The sequence below is a fragment of the Pseudoroseomonas ludipueritiae genome, from assembly GCF_014490445.1.
GTDB lineage: Bacteria > Pseudomonadota > Alphaproteobacteria > Acetobacterales > Acetobacteraceae > Pseudoroseomonas > Pseudoroseomonas ludipueritiae.
Genome location: NZ_JACTUZ010000104.1, coordinates 1 through 16,348, shown reverse-complemented (window position 1 = coordinate 16,348; position 16,348 = coordinate 1). Strand labels below are relative to the sequence as shown.

General features: G+C 69.0%; 18 protein-coding genes and 2 pseudogenes. 9 read left to right on the top strand and 11 right to left on the bottom strand.

The features are described 5' to 3' along the window. The 3 genes and pseudogenes from IBL25_RS18290 to IBL25_RS18280 all read right to left on the bottom strand — a co-directional run. A pseudogene (locus tag IBL25_RS18290) lies at positions 1-460 on the bottom strand (hypothetical protein); the annotation flags it as partial. Then, a complete protein-coding gene (locus IBL25_RS18285) occupies positions 457-1,224 on the bottom strand; it encodes an SDR family NAD(P)-dependent oxidoreductase (RefSeq protein ID WP_187779962.1) in 768 nt (255 codons plus the stop codon). The gene IBL25_RS18285 and the pseudogene IBL25_RS18290, both read right to left, overlap by 4 nt. Before the next feature lie 80 nt (positions 1,225-1,304). After that, positions 1,305-2,231: a LysR substrate-binding domain-containing protein gene (locus tag IBL25_RS18280; protein WP_187779961.1), complete on the bottom strand. Its 927-nt coding sequence runs from the start codon at positions 2,229-2,231 to the stop codon at positions 1,305-1,307. A 391-nt stretch (positions 2,232-2,622) separates the two neighbouring features. Between IBL25_RS18280 and IBL25_RS26995 the strand changes: the two are divergent. Further along, positions 2,623-2,948, top strand: a pseudogene (locus IBL25_RS26995) (globin domain-containing protein); the annotation flags it as partial. A gap of 62 nt (positions 2,949-3,010) precedes the next feature. Further along, a complete protein-coding gene (locus tag IBL25_RS18275) occupies positions 3,011-4,090 on the top strand; it encodes an NAD(P)H-dependent flavin oxidoreductase (RefSeq protein ID WP_187779960.1) in 1,080 nt (359 codons plus the stop codon). Between the two features lie 460 nt (positions 4,091-4,550). Here IBL25_RS18275 and IBL25_RS18270 read toward each other — a convergent pair whose 3' ends face one another. From IBL25_RS18270 to IBL25_RS18260, 3 genes are all read right to left on the bottom strand, one after another. Then, positions 4,551-5,594 carry a Bug family tripartite tricarboxylate transporter substrate binding protein gene (locus tag IBL25_RS18270; RefSeq protein WP_238940521.1) on the bottom strand — a complete coding sequence of 348 codons (1,044 nt, stop codon included), beginning with the start codon at positions 5,592-5,594 and terminating at the stop codon, positions 4,551-4,553. Between the two features lie 371 nt (positions 5,595-5,965). After that, complete coding sequence (locus IBL25_RS18265) at positions 5,966-6,313, bottom strand: Atu4866 domain-containing protein (RefSeq protein WP_187779959.1); 348 nt, start codon at positions 6,311-6,313, stop codon at positions 5,966-5,968. Further along, positions 6,313-7,035, bottom strand: a complete 723-nt coding sequence (locus tag IBL25_RS18260) for an SDR family oxidoreductase (RefSeq protein WP_187779958.1) — start codon at positions 7,033-7,035, stop codon at positions 6,313-6,315. The genes IBL25_RS18265 and IBL25_RS18260 overlap by 1 nt, the downstream gene beginning before the upstream one ends. 133 nt (positions 7,036-7,168) lie before the next feature. Here IBL25_RS18260 and IBL25_RS18255 point away from each other — a divergent pair, with 133 nt between their 5' ends. Then, a complete protein-coding gene (locus IBL25_RS18255; RefSeq protein ID WP_187779957.1) occupies positions 7,169-8,101 on the top strand; it encodes a LysR family transcriptional regulator in 933 nt (310 codons plus the stop codon). A gap of 80 nt (positions 8,102-8,181) precedes the next feature. On the opposite strand, the gene IBL25_RS18250 is transcribed toward IBL25_RS18255, so the two are convergent. From IBL25_RS18250 to IBL25_RS18235, 4 genes are all read right to left on the bottom strand, one after another. After that, a complete protein-coding gene (locus IBL25_RS18250) occupies positions 8,182-8,403 on the bottom strand; it encodes a tautomerase family protein (RefSeq protein WP_187779956.1) in 222 nt (73 codons plus the stop codon). A gap of 61 nt (positions 8,404-8,464) precedes the next feature. After that, the gene (locus IBL25_RS18245) at positions 8,465-8,860 is read right to left on the bottom strand and encodes a (R)-mandelonitrile lyase (RefSeq protein WP_187779955.1); all 396 of its coding nucleotides are present in this window, start codon (positions 8,858-8,860) and stop codon (positions 8,465-8,467) included. Positions 8,861-8,951: 91 nt separating this feature from the next. Then, positions 8,952-9,617, bottom strand: coding sequence for an MBL fold metallo-hydrolase (locus tag IBL25_RS18240; RefSeq protein WP_187779954.1), 666 nt, complete (start codon positions 9,615-9,617; stop codon positions 8,952-8,954). A 107-nt stretch (positions 9,618-9,724) separates the two neighbouring features. Further along, positions 9,725-10,579: an SDR family NAD(P)-dependent oxidoreductase gene (locus IBL25_RS18235; RefSeq protein WP_187779953.1), complete on the bottom strand. Its 855-nt coding sequence runs from the start codon at positions 10,577-10,579 to the stop codon at positions 9,725-9,727. Positions 10,580-10,713: 134 nt separating this feature from the next. Between IBL25_RS18235 and IBL25_RS18230 the strand changes: the two genes are divergently transcribed. From IBL25_RS18230 to IBL25_RS18210, 5 genes are all read left to right on the top strand, one after another. Continuing rightward, complete coding sequence (locus IBL25_RS18230) at positions 10,714-11,607, top strand: AraC family transcriptional regulator (RefSeq protein WP_187779952.1); 894 nt, start codon at positions 10,714-10,716, stop codon at positions 11,605-11,607. Between the two features lie 104 nt (positions 11,608-11,711). Beyond that, a complete protein-coding gene (locus IBL25_RS18225; RefSeq protein WP_187779951.1) occupies positions 11,712-12,698 on the top strand; it encodes an ABC transporter substrate-binding protein in 987 nt (328 codons plus the stop codon). Next, complete coding sequence (locus tag IBL25_RS18220; RefSeq protein ID WP_187779950.1) at positions 12,695-13,501, top strand: ABC transporter permease; 807 nt, start codon at positions 12,695-12,697, stop codon at positions 13,499-13,501. Before IBL25_RS18225 ends, IBL25_RS18220 begins: the two co-directional genes overlap by 4 nt. Before the next feature lies 1 nt (position 13,502). Continuing rightward, on the top strand, positions 13,503-14,216 hold the full coding sequence (locus tag IBL25_RS18215) for an ABC transporter ATP-binding protein (protein ID WP_238940520.1): 714 nt from the start codon (positions 13,503-13,505) through the stop codon (positions 14,214-14,216). 121 nt (positions 14,217-14,337) lie between these two features. After that, positions 14,338-14,757, top strand: a complete 420-nt coding sequence (locus IBL25_RS18210) for a cupredoxin domain-containing protein (RefSeq protein WP_187779949.1) — start codon at positions 14,338-14,340, stop codon at positions 14,755-14,757. A 45-nt stretch (positions 14,758-14,802) separates the two neighbouring features. Here the strand turns inward: IBL25_RS18210 and gfa are convergent, their stop codons facing one another. After that, the gene (gfa, locus tag IBL25_RS18205; RefSeq protein ID WP_187779948.1) at positions 14,803-15,381 is read right to left on the bottom strand and encodes an S-(hydroxymethyl)glutathione synthase; all 579 of its coding nucleotides are present in this window, start codon (positions 15,379-15,381) and stop codon (positions 14,803-14,805) included. Between the two features lie 365 nt (positions 15,382-15,746). Between gfa and IBL25_RS18200 the strand changes: the two genes are divergently transcribed. Continuing rightward, positions 15,747-16,142, top strand: coding sequence for a hypothetical protein (locus tag IBL25_RS18200; RefSeq protein ID WP_187779947.1), 396 nt, complete (start codon positions 15,747-15,749; stop codon positions 16,140-16,142). The last annotated feature ends 206 nt before the right edge of the window (positions 16,143-16,348 follow it).

Genomic DNA, 16,348 nt, shown 5'->3' with positions numbered 1-16,348 from the left:
AGGCCACCGTCGGCGTGCCCGCATCGTGCCGGCCCAGCCGGGCCGCGACGATGCCGGGCATGGCGGCCAGCGCCCGCAGCCGGGCGGCAGCGCCTGCATCCTCCGTCACCCGCAGCACAGCCAGCACTCCGCCGCGCCCGTACCCGAACCGCAGCCGCGCCGCGCAGGTGACGCGCAGGAAGTTGCGGAAGCTCGGCCGCATGGAGGCCGACCACGGGGTCGGGTTCTGCAGCAGGTCGCGGTACTCGGCGGTGTGGAAGGCCGCCATGTCGTCCACCTCATAGAGGGTGAAATAGCGGTGCAGCGGGTGGCAGCGGTCGACATAGCGCAGGCCGGTGCGGAAGCCCGGCGCGGATACGCGTTCCGGCACGTGCTCGCGCGTGTGCCAGTCGTCGTATTCCGGCTCTCGCCCATGCTCGAGGTCGTTCCACAGCGCCAGAAAGGCGCCGGCCGGGCTCACAGGGCCACCGATTGCGGCCGGCCGGCGAGCTGCGCCCCGCCCGCGACGTGCAGCACCTCGCCGGTGATGAAGCTGGCCTCGGGCGAGGCCAGAAAGGCCACCGCATTGGCCACGTCCTCCGGCTCGCAGAGGCGCGCCAGCACACCCAGCCGCAGGTGCCGGGCCTCGAATTCCGGGCCGGTCTGGTGGTTGAAGCTGGTGTTGATGAAGCTGGGGGCCACCGCGTTGGCGGTGACGTTCATGGGCCCGAGCTGCACGGCAAGCGAGCGCGTCAGCCCCACCAGCCCCGCCTTGGAGGCGGTATAGGCCGGGCCGGAGCCGCTGAGCCAGGTGCGCGACGCCATGTTCACCACGGCGCCCGCGTTCTGCGCCTTCCAGAAGCGGATCGCCGCCTGGCACAGCAGCATCGGCACGGTCAGGTTGATCTGCAGCACCGCGTTCCAGTCGGCGAGCGTGACATCGCCGATGCGGTGCCCCGCGCTGAGTCCGGCATTGTTCACCAGCACGTCCAGCCGGCCGTATTCGGCGGCGAGCCGGTCCATGATGGCGGCCGGCGCATCGGGCGCGGTCAGGTCCAGCGCGATGGTGCCGGGCCGGATGCCGGATTCCCGCTCCAGCCCGGATGCCGTCGCGGCCAGCCGGGCCGCGTCGCGGTCGACCAGGATGGGCGTGGTGCCGTTGCGCGCCAGGCGGCGGCAGATGGCCAGGCCCAGGGCGCCGGCGCCGCCGGTCACCACGGCAACCGGCCTTTCATGCATCGTCATGCAGCGTTTCCTCTCCGGCGCACACTCTCGGCCGGGTTCCGGCAGGAAGGCCACTGCCGAAATGGCCATTACCCATGCCTTCAGGGCATGGGCTCAGGTGTCCTGGCGCGCAGCAGGTCCAGCAGCATGGCCTCGAAGATCACCGCGAAGCGGGAGCGCGCGACCCTGCGGTTGTGGCTGAGGTGGATGTGGAAGCGTGGCACGGGTGGCAGCGGCACCACCACCAGGCGGTCGGAGGCTGCGTCCATGGCCGTGAACTCGTCCACCACCGAGATGCCCAGTCCGGCCTGGGTGAGGCCGATAGCCGATTCCGCGAATTGCCCGACCACCACCACCCGCGGCTGCGCGCCCGCCTCGGCGAAGACAGTCTCGACCATCTGGCGGTGCGGCGTGCCGGGGGCGCAGGCAATCAGCGGCGCGCCGTCCAGGTCGGCGGCCGTGACGCAGTGCCGGCTGGCCAGCGGGTGGTTGCGCGGCATGATGCAGACCAGCCGGCCCGGCCAGATCGGCCGCGATTCCACGGTGGGGTGGCTCACCGCCGTGATCGTCACGGCGCATTCGCCGCTTGCCAAGGCGAGGTAGTCGACGATCTGCGGCAGCGACAACTGGTCCAGTTGCAGCGGCAGGTCCGGGAAGCGCCCCCGCAGGCGCGACAGCGCCGCCGGCACCAGCTGCCGCGCCAGGCTGGGCGACGCGCCCAGGCGAAACTGCCCGGTCTCGCCGCGCGCGATGCGGTCGATCGCGTGGTCCAGGCCGTCGAGTTGCGACTGGATGTGCTGCAGGCGCACGAAAACCATCTGCGCCTCGGCAGTCGGCTGCAGCCGGCCGCTGGAGCGCTCGAAGAGCGGGAAGCCGACCAAGTCCTCCATGCGCCGGATCAGCCGGCTCAGGGCCGGCTGCGACACGTTCAGCTCGCGGGAGGCGCCACTGATCGAGCCCGCGATCATGACGGCGCGGAACACTTCGATCTGCCTCGAACTGAGGCGCCGACGAGGAGCGGTGGTCATGGTGCTGGAATGCCTCTTGCGCGGGAATGCCGGAACCTGCGGCGCATCTTTTTTACCGGGACGCGAGGGTTCCATCATCGAGCCCAGGCAGTCGATGTTGGTGGGGCCACGCCCACTCAGCTGACGTCAATGGATGCTGTGCCGCAACGTCTGCTCACGGGAAGAAAGGCCAGTCGGCTTTATGACCGGCGTGGGCGCTCGCCATCCGGAGACCCGCCAAAGGCCGCGCATGGGGGAGACACGACGGTCCTGCCGCAGACCCAGGTCGATCAACGTGCGCAGCGCGTAGTCGGTGCGAAGGGGCAGGCGCATCTAGAAGATGTAAGAGATTTACACCTTTAACCCAGGCGACCATAAAGGTGTTCAGTTGATGCACCTTATGAGGTTCGTTATGCCGCGACCGCTCAGCGCGCAGGCCATCTCGGCCGTGAAGGCCACGGTCCCGGCCCTGGAGGCGCACGGCCCCGACATCACCCGCCGGATGTACGAGCGGCTGTTCAAGAACCCGGCCATCCGGGATCTGTTCAACCAGTCGCACCACGCGGGAATGGCTCCCAGCCCAAGGCGTTGGCAGGGGCGATCCTCGCCTCCGCACGGAACGTCGAGAACCTCGGCGTGCTCAGCGCCGCCGTGGAGCACATCGGGCAGAAGCACATCGGGCTCAACATCCTGCCTGAGCATCGCCCCGCCACGGCGGAGGTCCTGCTCGGCGCCATCCTCTGCACTCTCATGATCCGGCTTTGGCCGCTTCCTCTGGCCGCTTCGGTAAGGAACCCAGCATGACCTGGACAGACCGCCGCATCCTGGACCTGTTCGGCATCGAACTGCCCATCATCCAGGCGCCCATGGCCGGGAGCACGACGCCCGAGATGGTGTCGGCCGTCAGCGAGGCCGGGGGCCTCGGCTCGCTGGCCTGCGCGCAGTACACGCCGCAGCAGGCGCGGGAAGCCGTGCAGAAGGTCAGGGCCGCCACGTCGCGGCCGTTCAACATGAACTTCTTCTGCCATGCCTCGCCGGAACCCGACCCGGCGCGCGCCGCGGCCTGGCACCAGGCACTGGAGCGCTATTACACCGAGTTCGGCCTGGACCACAGCGCGCCGCCGCCCGCCAGTGGACGCGCGCCTTTTGACGCGGATTTCTGCACCGTCGTGGAGGAAGCCCGGCCCGCCGTGTGCAGCTTTCATTTCGGGCTGCCGGAACCATCCCTGCTGGACCGCGTCAGGCGCACCGGCGCCCGCATCATCTCCTCCGCGACCACGGTCGACGAGGCGCGGTGGCTGGAGGCGCGCGGCTGCGACGCCGTCATCGCCATGGGTCTGGAGGCGGGCGGCCATCGCGGCAACTTCCTGACGGACGACATGGCGGCGCAGGTCGGCACCTTCGCCCTGATACCGCGGGTGGCCGACGCGGTGCGCGTGCCGGTGATCGCCGCGGGCGGCATCGGCGATGCGCGCGGCATCCGCGCCGCCCTGGCGCTCGGGGCGTCGGCCGTGCAGATGGGCACCGCCTACCTGTTCACGCCCGAGGCCAGGATCCCGGCGCCCCACCGCGAGGCACTGCGCCGCGCGGGCGAGCAGGAGACGGTGCTGACCAACCTCTTCACCGGCCGCCCCGCCCGCGGCATCCTGAACCGCGTCATGCGGGACCTCGGCCCGATCTCGGCGCTGGCTCCGGCTTTCCCAACGGCCGGTGGCTCTCTGGCTCCGCTGCGCGGCCACACGGAGCCTCGGGGGTCGGGCGACTTCATGAGCCTGTGGGCGGGCCAGGCGGCGGCTCTGGGACGGGAAATGCCTGCGGGCGAACTCACCCGCAGGCTGGCGGCGGAGACGCTGAAGAGCCTGCCGGTCCGGCCAGCCTGACGTGGCGGCGTCCATGGTCCTGGGGATGGCCCGGCCTGCATGTCCCTGATGCTGCCGGCGGGTGTGACCGGACCGCTGCTCGGCACCTTCTTTTTGGGTGCCAAGACCAGTGACCGCGGCATCGTTGCCACCAAGGCAGCGGCCCAGGTGTGAGGTGCCGGGGCTATCATGCGAGGTGGTCGGGAAAGCCCAGAACGGGGTTCCGGTGGATGTTGTTGACGTTCCTCGATAAACTCCATGACGGCCACAGAGACGTTCCGATCGTCACCCTGCTCATCTGTGGGGGGACAGGTTCGAATCCTTTCGGGCGCGGCAGTATCTCCTGACAATGATCAGGGCCTTGGAAAAAGCCCGGCAGAGATGCCGAGCTTCTCGCGTTCCGGCGACGCCCGCGTCAGCCATGGCGCGTCAGCCATGGCGGGGCAGCCCAGGAGCCGCTCCTGTCCAGCGGCAGGTGGCTTCAGCCCGGCGTGATGTTCCCGGCCTGCACCACGCGCCGCCACCGCGCGATCTCCTCACGCTGGAAGGTGGCGAACTCCTCGGGCCGGCTGGCCACCACCTCGAAGCCGATCTCCTTCATCCGGCGCGTCACATCGGCGGAGCGGAGGGCGGCCGCCGCGGCCGCGTGGATCTTCGCGACCAGGCTCGGCGGCATCCCGGCCGGCCCGCCAAAGGCCTGCCAGGAATAGATGACGAAGTCGCTGAGGCCCGCTTCCCCCGCTGCCGGCACATTCGGCAGCAGCGCATTCCGTGCCTCGGAGGTGATCAGGATGGGCTTCACCCGGCCATCCTGGATCTGCGGCAGGATGGAGCCGAGGTTCTGGAAGGACATCTGCACCGTGCCGCCAATCAGGTCGGTGGTGGCCGGCGCGCCACCGGAATAAGGCACGTGGGCAACATCGGTCCCGGTCACCTGCTTGAACATCTCGGCCGTCAGATGATCCGAGGAGCCGATGCCGGAGGAGGAATAGGAGGCGCGATTCCCCTTCAGCCAGGCGATGAAGGAGGGCAGGTCGTTCGCGGGCACCTGCCGCGGGTTCACCACCAGCACATTCGGCGTGCGGACGGTCTGCATGATGCCGGTAAGCTGCCCCACCGGGTCGTAGCCCAGGTTGGGCCTCAGGGCGACATTGATGGCCCAGGTGGAGATCGGCGCGTGCATCAGCGTGTAGCCGTCCGGCGCGCTGCGGACCACGCCGCGCGCGCCCAGCTCACCCGTGGCGCCGGGGCGGTTCTCCACCACGATGGGTTTGCCGGTGGAGGAGGCCATCTCCCCCGCCATGGCCCGCCCCACGATGTCCGAGGAGGAGCCGGGCGCGAAGGGAACGATGATGGTCACGGTGCGTGAGGGCCAGGCGGCATCCTGCGCCCATGCCCGGCGGGAGAGGAAGGCCGGTGCGGCCAGGAGGGGCAGCAGGGCCCGGCGGCCCAGGCGGCTCTCCTGAGCCTCCAGGCCCGTTGCCCCGCTCCCTGTCATGGCCGGCGGCATCGTGGACTTCCTCATGGTCTTCCTCCGTTTCTTGTTCAGAACAGCTATCCTGCACGGCTCGGAGCCGGAGCTCCACTCCATCCCGGTGCCGCACAGCACCGAAGCCATGGTGGAAGACCGCGGCCTGGCGGAGGAGGTGGCCTGGGGCCGCTGTTCCAAGGTGGTGAGGCGACGCCGCGCGCCACCTGGCCCTGTTCCCCGGTTCCGGTGCCGGTGAAGGCGGGTGGCATGGAGGCTGAGGCCAGGATGAGCGTGCAGGCGGCGGCCAAGCCACGAGATGCAGTCGGGAAACAGCCGCAGGAGAGGTGCCAAACCCGCAGCGTTTCTCCTTCTGCTGAGGAGAACTGGAAAAACAGGAAATGTCCGGGCGTTGAGCGCGAGGTGGATCAGGGAGGCGAGGAAGCCTCGCCTGGCCGCTGGCGCCGGCGCAGCACCATGCCGCCATGATGAAGGGTATCGGCATCGACAAAGGTGCCATCAGCGGTGAAGCCGGTGTCATCCCAATAGTCGATATGGGTGCCCGTCACCTCGTACCGTCCCCGGTAGGCGCTTTCCCGCGAGCCTCTCGCCTCGTCGTAGCGGCCATCTGGCAGAAGCTGATGGCGCACCCGCCCGTCATCGGTGACCCACATGCCGGCATAAGGATGCGTTGCTCGCAACAAGGTTGCCTCCACGAGGTTGGGATTGAGGAAGCCGAGCGCCACGGCCATCACGCTCGCCACGGTGTTGCGCATCAATGCGCCCCCCGCGTCGGGCGCACGACGATTTCGCTGACATCCACGTCATCGGGCTGTTCCATCGCGTAGCGTACGGCGCGGCCGATGGCGTCGGGCTGGAGGGCGATGGCGCGATACTGCTTCATGGCGCTGGCAGCGGTCGGGTCGGTGATCGTGTTGGCGAGTTCGCTCTCCACCACGCCCGGGTGAATGCAGGTGACGCGGATATCGTCGCGCTCCTGCCGCAGACCGTCCGAGATCGCACGCACGGCGAACTTGGTCGCGCAATACACGGCCGCCGTCGGCGAAACGGCCAGCGCGCCGATCGAGGCGATGTTGACGATGTGGCCGGAACCACGGGCCGTCATCTCAGGCAGCACGGCCGCGATGCCATAGAGAACGCCTTTGATGTTGACGTCGACCATCCGGTCCCACTCATCGACCTTCAAGGAGGCCATGGGGGAGAGTGGCATGACCCCGGCATTGTTGACGATCGCGTCCACGCGGCCGAAGGCTTCCCGCCCGGCTGCCACGAAGGCGGCGAGGCTGTCGCGGTCGGTGACGTCGAGGTGGCGTGTCACCAGACGGCTGCCGCCCAGCTCACCGGCCAGGGCATCCAGCCGGTCCGTGCGGCGGGCGCCAAGCACAAGGCTCGCGCCGGCGGCCGCGAGTTCCCGGGCGATGCCGGCGCCGATGCCGCTGGATGCGCCGGTGACGAGAACAACCTTGTCCAAGGCCATGATGGCTTCTCCTTCCTGTTTCTTCAGCCGGCGCCGGGATGGCGGCCGCCTGCTGGCCGGGGAGAAGTTAGGACCGTGGCGGCAGTAGCATAATTGGCGATATGCACGACGCGTTGGTGAGTATAACTGGACAATGTCCTATGACCTCAACGCCCTTGCCGTGTTCGCCACCGTGGCGGAGGAACGGAGCTTCCGGGGCGCCGCCGACCGCCTGGGTGTCACCCGGTCGGCCATCAGCCAGTCCATCAGGCGGCTGGAGGAGGCGCTTGGCACCGCCCTGTTCCGCCGGACGACGCGAAGTGTCGGGCTGACCGAGGCGGGCGAGAAGCTGCGCGCCGAGGCCGCACCCGCGATCGCGGAACTGCGCTCGGCCATGGACAATGTCCGTGACCTCGGCGGAACGCCGCGGGGCCAGTTGCGCCTGGCGGTTTCCTCGATCGCGGAGAGCTTCCTGTCCGGCCCGCTCCTCACGAGCTTCACGCGGGCCTTTCCGGAAGTGCAACTCGATATCCTCGTCACCGATGAGGAAGGCGATATCATCGGCATGGGCTTCGATGCCGGCGTGCGGCTTGGGGAGGTGATCGAGCAGGACATGATCGCTGTGCCTGTCTCGGATGATCAGCACCAGCTTGCCGTCTGCTCGCCGTCCTATCTGGCGGAGCGGGGAGAGCCCGGGCATCCCCGGGATCTCGCGAGGCACCGCTGCATCGGCTGGCGCCCGGCACCCCATCATCCGCCCTACCGCTGGGAATTCACGGAAGGGGGGCGCGACTTCGCTGTGGATGTGGCGCCCGAGGTCACGACCAATGACATGGGGCTGATGATCCGGATGGCGGTCAGCGGTGCCGGAATCACCTTCGGCATGGCGGATACCTTCCGGGCCTTCCTGGAACGCGGCGAGCTGGTGCCGCTGCTACAGGGATTCAGCCTGCCCTTTCCGGGCTTCTATCTCTACTACCCCAGCCGCCGGAACATGGACGCCAAGCTGCGGGCATTGATCGACCACATCAAGAGCCAGCGCTCCCGCAAGGAAGCCGGCAGAGACCGCCCAACGAAAGCGAGCTAGGAAGCGCGTGGCTGCGGCCGGGCGATAGAGGAGGGCCGCGCCTCCGTGGGCCGGCTTCCGGCCGGCGCCGTCACCGGGGGCTAGTAGCCGGGCTTCTTGTAGAGCGTGTCGGGCTTCTCCAGGATATCCGGCCGGTAGACCGCTTCGGTCCAGTCGCTTGGCTGGACATCCTCGATGCTGACCGACACGGAGCTTTCCCCATTGCCCGTGGCGGCCATGATGGCCTTGGTCACTTCCTCCGCGATCCGTGCCTTCTGCTGCTCGGACCGGCCGGCGTAAAGCTTGACGATGACATGGGGCATTGTTCGGCCCTTTCCTGAACTCTCTGGCGCCCGGACTTTGGCCGGTCGGCCATGGGGTGCTTCAGCGCCGGTACTGCTCGTCGCTGACCTGTTCCATCCAGTCCACGGGGGAGCCGTTCAGCTTCTCCTGGATGGCGATGTGGCTCATGGCGGTGGTGGCCGTGGCACCATGCCAATGCTTCTCGCCAGGCGGGAACCAGACCACATCGCCGGGCCGGATCTCTTCCACCGCCCCGCCCTCGCGCTGCACCCAGCCACAGCCGGCGGTGACGATCAGCGTCTGCCCCAGGGGATGCGTGTGCCAGGCGGTGCGGGCGCCGGGCTCGAAAGTGACCAGGGCGCCCGCGACGCGGGCCGGCTCAGGCGGGCTGAACAGGGGGTCGATGCGGACCGTGCCGGTGAAGTAGTCGTCCGGCCCTTTTCCCGAGGGCTGTGCCCCCGCGCGTGCGATGTCCATCGTGTCACCTCGTTCTCAGGAGCGCGGGCCACTCCGTGGTGGCCCATGGTAATCCCAGGCAAGGAGTCAACGGATAGGAGCGGCCCAGCCCTCAGCCCCGGTCCTGGAGGAAGGGATTGGCACGGCGTTCCTCGCCGAAGGTGGAGCCCGGGCCATGTCCGCATAGGAAGCGGATCTCGTCGCCCAGTGGCAGCAGCTTGTCGTGGATGGAGGCGATCAGCGCCGCATGGTCGCCGTAGGGGAAGTCGGTGCGCCCGACCGAGCCGCGGAAGATCACGTCTCCCACCACCGCCACGCCCAGGGCGGTGGAGACGAAGGCCAGATGGCCCGGTGTGTGGCCGGGGCAGTGCAGCACCGCGAAGTCCTGCCCGGCGATGGAGACCGTCTCGCCCTCCGCCAGCCAGCGGTCGGGGGTGACATTCTCCAGCCCCTCGATACCGAAGCGCGCGCCCTGGTCGGCCAGGCCCTCCAGAAGGAAGGCGTCGCGGTGGTCCGGCCCCTCGACCGGCACGGCCTCGCCCTGGCGCGCTTCCAGCTCGCGCTTCAGGGCGGCGGCGGCGCCGGCATGGTCCAGGTGGCCATGGGTGAGGAGAATGCGGTCCACCTTGAAACCAGCCTTGTCCAGCGCGGCAAGGATGCGCGGCACATCGCCGCCGGGGTCGATCACCGTGCCGCGCCCGCTTTCCGCGTCCCAGATCAGGGCGCAATTCTGCTGGAAGGGCGTGACCGGGATCTGGGCGGCCTGGAGTTGGGGCATGGCTCTTGCCTGCCATGCCGGCCAGGCAGGGTCAATGGCGGCGCCCCGCCCAGGGCGCAAGAGCCGGGGCTGCACCGCTCCATCCCGCAGGATGGCCGCGGCCTGCTTCATCGAGGCGTGGAATCGCCAGCATTCAGGGCATAGAGCCGGCCGATCGTCCCCGCTCCTCCGGTGCCATGCATATCCCGGCCTCGCCTTGCCGCGGTCAGATGCCCTTGGCCGCCCGATACCTCGATCCGCTGCGCCGTGACCCAGCGGTTATCCGGGCCGAGCAGGCTCGCGATCATCGGGCCGATGTCATCGGGCACGCCGACACGGCCGAGCGCCGTCATCTCGGCGAAGAGCCTGTTGAACTCTGGCGTGTCCCGCACCGCGCCGCCGAAGAAATCCGTCTCGATCGCGCCCGGTGCCACGGTGTTGACCGTGATGCCGCGCGCGCCCAGTTCCTTGGCCATATAGACGGAAAGCACCTCCACCGCGCCCTTCACCGCCGAATAAGCCGCCCAGCCCGGCGCCGAGACGCGCGTGAGGCCCGAGGAAAGGTTCACGATGCGGCCGCCATCCGCCAGCAGCGGCAGCAGGGCCTGGGTGAGAAAAAAGACGCCCTTGAAATGCACATCCACCAACCGGTCGAATTGCGCCTCGGTGGTATCGGCGATCAGGGCGTGGTCACCATGCCCGGCATTGTTGACGAGATGGTCGAGGCGGTCGCGCCCCCAGGTCTCGCCGAGCGCCTTTTGCAACGTGGCGGTGAAGGCGGGGAAGGTGGCGACATCGCCGACATCGAGTTGCAGGGCAACGGCCTTGCGCCCCATGGCGGCGATCTCCGCGACAAGGGCCTGCGCTTCCCCGGCGCGGCTCTGGTAGGTCAGGACAAGATCGCCGCCACGGGCGGCGATGCTGCGCGCCGTGTTGCGGCCAAGCCCGCGGCTGGCGCCGGTGATGAGGGAGATGGTGGTCATGGCTGAGCCCCTTGCGAATTCCACCGTGATCATCGCTGGGGCCTGAGCCGGAGTCCTTACCGGAACCTCGCGGTTGCTTGCCCGATTCTGCGACGACGGATGCGGGCGACGTTTTCCGTCGCTAGCATGGGCGCATGAGCAGCCTTGTCGATCTGGTCCGCCGCCATGGCGAGGCGCATGCCGATGAGCATGGCATCGCCCCCACCGCCATTCCCGGCCTGAGCACCGTCCGCGCCACGGCCCCCAGTGGGCTGGTGCATGACATCTCCCGCCCCCTGGCCTGCCTTGTGGTGCAGGGTGGCAAGCATGTCGCCATGGGTGTGCGGGAGTTCGCCTTCGGAGCCGGAGATCTGCTGCTGATCACGGCCGATGTTCCCACCATCAGCCAGATCACCCAGGCGAGCGCGGAAAAGCCCTATCTGTCGCTGGTGGTGGAGCTTGATCCAGGCATGATCGCGGAACTTTGCCTGGAGATGGGGGAGGCCGGTGCCGCCGCCGGTGGCGAGGCGGTGCGGGTGGAGCCCACCGAGGCCGAGGTCACCGGGGCGGCGACGCGGCTGATGCAACTGCTTGGCCGCCCGGCGGCCCTGCCGGTGCTGCAGGCTTCCCTGCTGCGGGAACTGCATTACTGGCTGCTCGCCGGCCGGCACGGCGCGGCCATCCGCCGGCTGGGCTGGCCGGAGGGCCATGTGCAGCGCATCTCCCGCGCCGTGGCGGTGCTGCGCGCCCGCTTCACCGAGCCCCTGCCGGTGGAGAGCCTGGCGGCGGTGGCGGGGATGAGCCTTTCCTCCTTCCACCAGCATTTCCGTGGCGTCACCTCGCTCTCGCCCCTGCAGTTCCAGAAGCAGTTGCGCCTGATCGAGGCGCGCCGGCTGATGATGGGGGAAGGGCGCTCGGCCAGCGGCGCGGCCTTCGCGGTGGGTTACGAAAGCGTGTCGCAGTTCACCCGCGAATATGGCCGGATGTTCGGATCGCCTCCGGCCAGGGATGCCGGGATGGCGCGGCGCGCCGCGGATATGCCGGCCTGAGGCCACTGGCTTCGCGCCTGCCGCATCACCGAGCGTGGCGCTTCCAGAAAAGCCGCTGCAGGCGTTAGGCTTCCTAGCAAGCAAGAAGATGGGAGGATGCGCGGATGCTGCACCGAAGGGCCTTGCTCGCCATGGCTGGACTGGCCGGGCTGGCGCCTTGTCCTGGCCACGCCGCTTCTTCCGGCACGCTGCGGGTCGGGGTTCTCCGCTTCGGCACCCTGGCCTGGGAACTGGATACCATGGCGCGGCATGGCCTGGCGGCGGCCGAGGGCATCGGCATCGAGGCGGTACCCCTGGCCTCCAACGAGGCCGGCCGCGTGGCGCTGCAGGCGGGCACGGTGGATGTCATCGTCGGCGACTGGCTCTGGGTGGCGCGCCAGCGCGCGCAGGAGCAGCCGCTGCAATTCGCGCCCTTCTCCACCAGCATCGGCTCCGTGATGGTGCCGGCCGGCTCGGTGCCCAGCGGTTTCGCCGGCCTGCGCGGCCGCCGCATCGGCGTCTCCGGCGGGCCGCTCGACAAGGCCTGGCTGCTGCTGGTGGCCCGCGCCCGGCGCGAGGGCATCGACCTGCCGGCGGAAACAGAGCCGGTTTATGGCGCCCCGCCGCTGCTGGCCGAGCAGTTGCTGCGGGGGAGGCTGGATGCGGCGCTGGTCTTCTGGAACTTCGCCGCCCGGTTGGAAGCGGAAGGCGCCCGCGAATGGCTGGCCATCGAGAGGGTGGAAGAGGATCTTGGCGCCGCCGGCCCGGTGGCCATGCTGGGCTATATCTTCGATGAGCGCTGGGCCCTGGCCAACCGCCCGCTGGTCGATGGGCTGTTGCGCGCCTCCGCCCGCGCCAAGGCGATCCTGCGCGAGGAGGATGCCGAGTGGCAGGCACTGCGGCCGCAGATGCAGGCCAGTTCGGAGGCCATGTTCCTGCGGCTGCGGGATCGCTTCCGCGCCGGCATCCCGCGCCGGCCGGTGGCGGCCGAGGAGGCCGATGCGGCGCGCCTCTACGCCGTGATGGCGGAACTGGGCGGCACAAAGCTGGTCGGCCATGCCACCACCCTGCCGCCGGGCAGCTTCTACCGCCCCGCCGGCGCGGCACCATGAGGCAACAACTGCCGGAAGCGCAGTGGCGCGACGCCGCTCCCGGCTTCCTGGCGGACCATGGGCTGCTGCTGGCCCGGCTCGGCTCCGCCCTCGGCTTCCTGGCCCTGTGGTGGGGGATCGCCGCCTGGGCCGGAGACCGTGCCCTGCCGGACCCGCCCGCGGTGCTGCGGGCCGCCGCGGAGGTCATGGCGGATGGCAGCCTGCCCCGGGCACTCGGGGCCACGCTGGCGCGCGTGCTCGGGGCCTTCCTGCTGGCCATGCTGGCCGGCAGCGCCCTCGGCATCCTGATGGGGCGCTCCCGCATGGCCGATGCGGCGGGGGATTTCTGGCTGGTGCTGCTGCTCAACCTGCCGGCCCTGGTGGTGATCCTGCTGGCCTATATCTGGTTCGGCCAGACCGAGGCGGCGACGGTGGTCGCCGTCGCGCTGGTCAAGCTGCCCGGCGTGGCGGTGGCGCTACGCGAGGGCGCGAGGGCGCTCGATCCAGGCTTCGAGGAAATGGCGCGGGTTTATCGCTTCGGTACCGTGGCGCGCTGGCGCGACGTGGTTCTGCCGCAGTTGCAGCCCTATCTCGCCGCCGCCGCGCGGGCCGGGCTGGCCACTGCCTGGAAGATCGTGCTGGTGGCCGAGCTGCTGGGGCGGCCCAGCGGCGTCGGCTTCGAGATGAACCTGCGCTTCCAAGTCTTCGACGTGGCGGGCCTGCTGGCCTATGCCCTGACCTTCGCGGCCGTGATGCTGCTCATCGAGGGCGGGCTGATGCGCCCGGCCGAGCGCCGTGCGCGGGCCTGGCGCGGCCTTGCCTGAGATGCCCCCTGCGACCCTGACGCTGGAGATCCGGCGCAAGCTGTACCGCCGCCCCCGGCAACCGTCGCTGGAGGCGCTGCGGGACCTGCGGCTTCAGTTCCCCCCGGGCAGCGTCACCGCCGTGCTCGGCCCCTCGGGCTGCGGCAAGACCACGGCGCTGCGTATCCTGCTGGGCCTGGACACCGCCTTCGAGGGCGCGGTGCTGCACCGGCCGGGGCGCTTGGGCGTTGTCTTCCAGGAGCCGCGGCTGCTGCCCTGGCGCAGCATCGAGGCCAACCTCCACCTCGCCGCCAGGGCCGCGGGGCGGCCGCCGGAGGCGGCGGCCCATTGGCTGGAGCGGGTCGGGCTGGGGGGCTGGGGCGCGCGCTTTCCCGGCGAACTGTCGCTGGGCATGGCGCGCCGCGCGGCACTGGCGCGGGCGCTGGTGGTGGACCCGGAACTGCTGGTGCTGGACGAGCCCCTTGTCTCCCTGGACGAGGCCACGGCGGCCCGGCTGCGCGCCCTGCTGGGAGAACTGATCGCGGAACGCGGCATCACCACGGTGCTGGTGACGCATCAGCTGGAGGATGCGCTGGCCTTGGCGGACCGCATCGCGGTCTTCGGGCGCCCGCCCAGTTCCTTGCGTGGTGTGCTGGAGAATCCGAAAGGCCATGCCGCAAGCCTTGCCCTGCTGCGCGCCGAACTGGCGCGGCGCTTTCCCGAGCCGGCCGGATGAGGAACGGTGGCCATTTGTGCTTGAGCGTGGGCATCGGACCGTATCATCCTCTGCGCGCAACAAAAACATCGCCGGGGGAGGCGCAAAGATGCCGATCAGCCTGAGCAGAAGAAGATTGGGAATGGCGGCTCTGGCCATCGCCTGGGCAGGGGCCTGGAGCAGCCAGCAGGCGCTGGCGCGCGGCGATCTCGCTACCCGTCCGCAGCGGCTGGAACCCCTGGTCATGGGATCGGCCGAGGATGATTTCTCCCTGTCCCAGCGGGAATACAAGCTGGAAACCGGCCGCTATTACCGTCTGCGTATCGCCGCCGCCGGCCGGCGGGAATACAACCTCGTAGCGCCCGACTTCTGGCGCAATGTCTGGATCCGCCAGGTCGCGGTCGGCAAGACGGAGATCAAGACCAGCGTTCTGGAAGAGCTGGACTTCGACGATGTGGGCGAGGTCGAGGTCTTCTTTGTGCCGGTGCGCACGGGCACCTTCACCTTCCGCATCCGGGGGCTGGAGGAGCGTGGCATGACCGGCAACATGATCGTCGAGTAGGCGGGCGAGGGGCGGCCGCCCGGGCCGCCCCGCATCACGGCAAAGTCAGGGCGGCGGCACGCTGGATGCCTTGGCGCCATGTGCCGCGATGGCATCCATCAATGGCGGCGAGAGGCAATCGTAAGGCTCCAGGCCGATTTCCTTGAGGCGGGAGCGCAAGGCGCCCATCCGCTCGGGCTTGTAGCCCGATTCGATCACCGAGGAGACGAAGGCGGCGAATTCCGGCGGCGCCCAGCCGGGCTCCTGGAACAGTTCGGGATGCACGAAGTCGAGGCCGTAGAACGGATGGTTCTTGTTCTCGATGCGCCCGTACATATGCACGCCGCAAGCGGTGCAGGCATAACGCTGGATGGCGGCCGTGTTGTCGACGATCGCCAGCTTGTCGCCATTCTCGATCACCTCCAGCTTGTCGCGCGGCACGACGGCCACGAGGGAGAAGGTGGCCCCCGGCGGCTTCCAGCATTTCGTGCAGCCACAGGCATGGTCATGGGCCACCTGCCCGGAAACCCTGACCTTGACCGGCCGCTCCTTGCAATGACAGACCAGTGTTCCGCCGGAGAACTGTGCCGATGACGGCTTGAGGCCCTGATCGACCAAAGGATGAATCCTGATCGTCTCGGACATGCTTCTCTCCCTGCCGGTTCTTCCGTCTTGTTCTAGCGGTTCTGCGACATCACGAGCTTGTTTGAAGATTCGATATCGAAACTATGACGTGAGCATGGAGCAAATGCCGGGGGATGGTAAAGGGCAATCTGCGGCCGGTGACTTCGCCCAGAGCGGCAGGCAGAAAGGCTGGCGGGACGTCGTGATTTTCGCTGCAGTGCAATAAACGCCAGGACATGCTTCGAACATCCGGGAGCTGGTCCTGGCATCAGCAGAACGCGAGATATCACGCCTGGCGTTGTTAATCTTGGCTTCGCTTCCACCAGACGTTCTATCCTATGCTGGCCCAGAGGGCGCGAAGGCGCTCTCCAATAAGGAGGACGCTTATGAAGACCACAGCCACGGGTTTGGCCCTGCTCGTCTCGCTCCTCGCCATTCCTCCCGCCTCCCTGGCGCAGGCGCCCCAGGGTTCTTCCGGCCCGAGGACAGACGGAAATCTGCAATCCGGCGCCGCGATGAACGATGCCCAGAAGCAATCCTCCGGAACGGGGAGCACGGGTAGCACGGCACAGCCGGTGCCCCAGACCCACAGCCCCCGCCCGCCCGGCGCAAGCAACACGCCTGCCCAGGGGCGGCCGGAAGGCAATCTGGGCTCCGGCGCGGCGATGAGCGGCGCTCAAAGGAATTCGGCCGGTGCGGCGGCGACAGGCGGCGCGCCGCCGCCGCAATTGCCGTCCACCACTGCACCCTCCTCGCCGGGTACGGGCAGCCCGTCGCGCTAAGCGGCAGCGCGGCATGGCCAGAAAATGGTCATGCCGCAGCAGCCTTTGCCCAGGCAAGCCCTGCGCCTTCTGGAAGAAAGCGGCGGCCGCGCGAAATTTCTGGATGCCGGCAAGTTCTGAATTATGCTCAAGAACAAGAAATGGAGGAAGCGCAACGATGAAGACACGCGCTGCGGTTGCCTGGGAGGCGGGCCAGCCGCTTTCGG

What these genes read in the sequence shown, in the direction of transcription:
- IBL25_RS18245 (WP_187779955.1), bottom strand. Translation starts at nt 8,860, where the DNA reads ATGGACATCGCACGCGCGGGGGCACAGCCCTCGGGAAAAGGGCCGGAC.
- IBL25_RS18255 (WP_187779957.1), top strand. Translation starts at nt 7,169, where the DNA reads ATGTCCTATGACCTCAACGCCCTTGCCGTGTTCGCCACCGTGGCGGAG.
- IBL25_RS18260 (WP_187779958.1), bottom strand. Translation starts at nt 7,035, where the DNA reads ATGGCCTTGGACAAGGTTGTTCTCGTCACCGGCGCATCCAGCGGCATC.
- IBL25_RS18215 (WP_238940520.1), top strand. Translation starts at nt 13,503, where the DNA reads ATGCCCCCTGCGACCCTGACGCTGGAGATCCGGCGCAAGCTGTACCGC.
- IBL25_RS18225 (WP_187779951.1), top strand. Translation starts at nt 11,712, where the DNA reads ATGCTGCACCGAAGGGCCTTGCTCGCCATGGCTGGACTGGCCGGGCTG.
- IBL25_RS18285 (WP_187779962.1), bottom strand. Translation starts at nt 1,224, where the DNA reads ATGACGATGCATGAAAGGCCGGTTGCCGTGGTGACCGGCGGCGCCGGC.
- IBL25_RS18220 (WP_187779950.1), top strand. Translation starts at nt 12,695, where the DNA reads ATGAGGCAACAACTGCCGGAAGCGCAGTGGCGCGACGCCGCTCCCGGC.
- IBL25_RS18270 (WP_238940521.1), bottom strand. Translation starts at nt 5,594, where the DNA reads ATGAGGAAGTCCACGATGCCGCCGGCCATGACAGGGAGCGGGGCAACG.
- IBL25_RS18240 (WP_187779954.1), bottom strand. Translation starts at nt 9,617, where the DNA reads ATGCCCCAACTCCAGGCCGCCCAGATCCCGGTCACGCCCTTCCAGCAG.
- IBL25_RS18200 (WP_187779947.1), top strand. Translation starts at nt 15,747, where the DNA reads ATGAAGACCACAGCCACGGGTTTGGCCCTGCTCGTCTCGCTCCTCGCC.
- IBL25_RS18235 (WP_187779953.1), bottom strand. Translation starts at nt 10,579, where the DNA reads ATGACCACCATCTCCCTCATCACCGGCGCCAGCCGCGGGCTTGGCCGC.
- IBL25_RS18250 (WP_187779956.1), bottom strand. Translation starts at nt 8,403, where the DNA reads ATGCCCCATGTCATCGTCAAGCTTTACGCCGGCCGGTCCGAGCAGCAG.
- IBL25_RS18275 (WP_187779960.1), top strand. Translation starts at nt 3,011, where the DNA reads ATGACCTGGACAGACCGCCGCATCCTGGACCTGTTCGGCATCGAACTG.
- IBL25_RS18280 (WP_187779961.1), bottom strand. Translation starts at nt 2,231, where the DNA reads ATGACCACCGCTCCTCGTCGGCGCCTCAGTTCGAGGCAGATCGAAGTG.
- IBL25_RS18230 (WP_187779952.1), top strand. Translation starts at nt 10,714, where the DNA reads ATGAGCAGCCTTGTCGATCTGGTCCGCCGCCATGGCGAGGCGCATGCC.
- gfa (WP_187779948.1), bottom strand. Translation starts at nt 15,381, where the DNA reads ATGTCCGAGACGATCAGGATTCATCCTTTGGTCGATCAGGGCCTCAAG.
- IBL25_RS18210 (WP_187779949.1), top strand. Translation starts at nt 14,338, where the DNA reads ATGGCGGCTCTGGCCATCGCCTGGGCAGGGGCCTGGAGCAGCCAGCAG.
- IBL25_RS18265 (WP_187779959.1), bottom strand. Translation starts at nt 6,313, where the DNA reads ATGCGCAACACCGTGGCGAGCGTGATGGCCGTGGCGCTCGGCTTCCTC.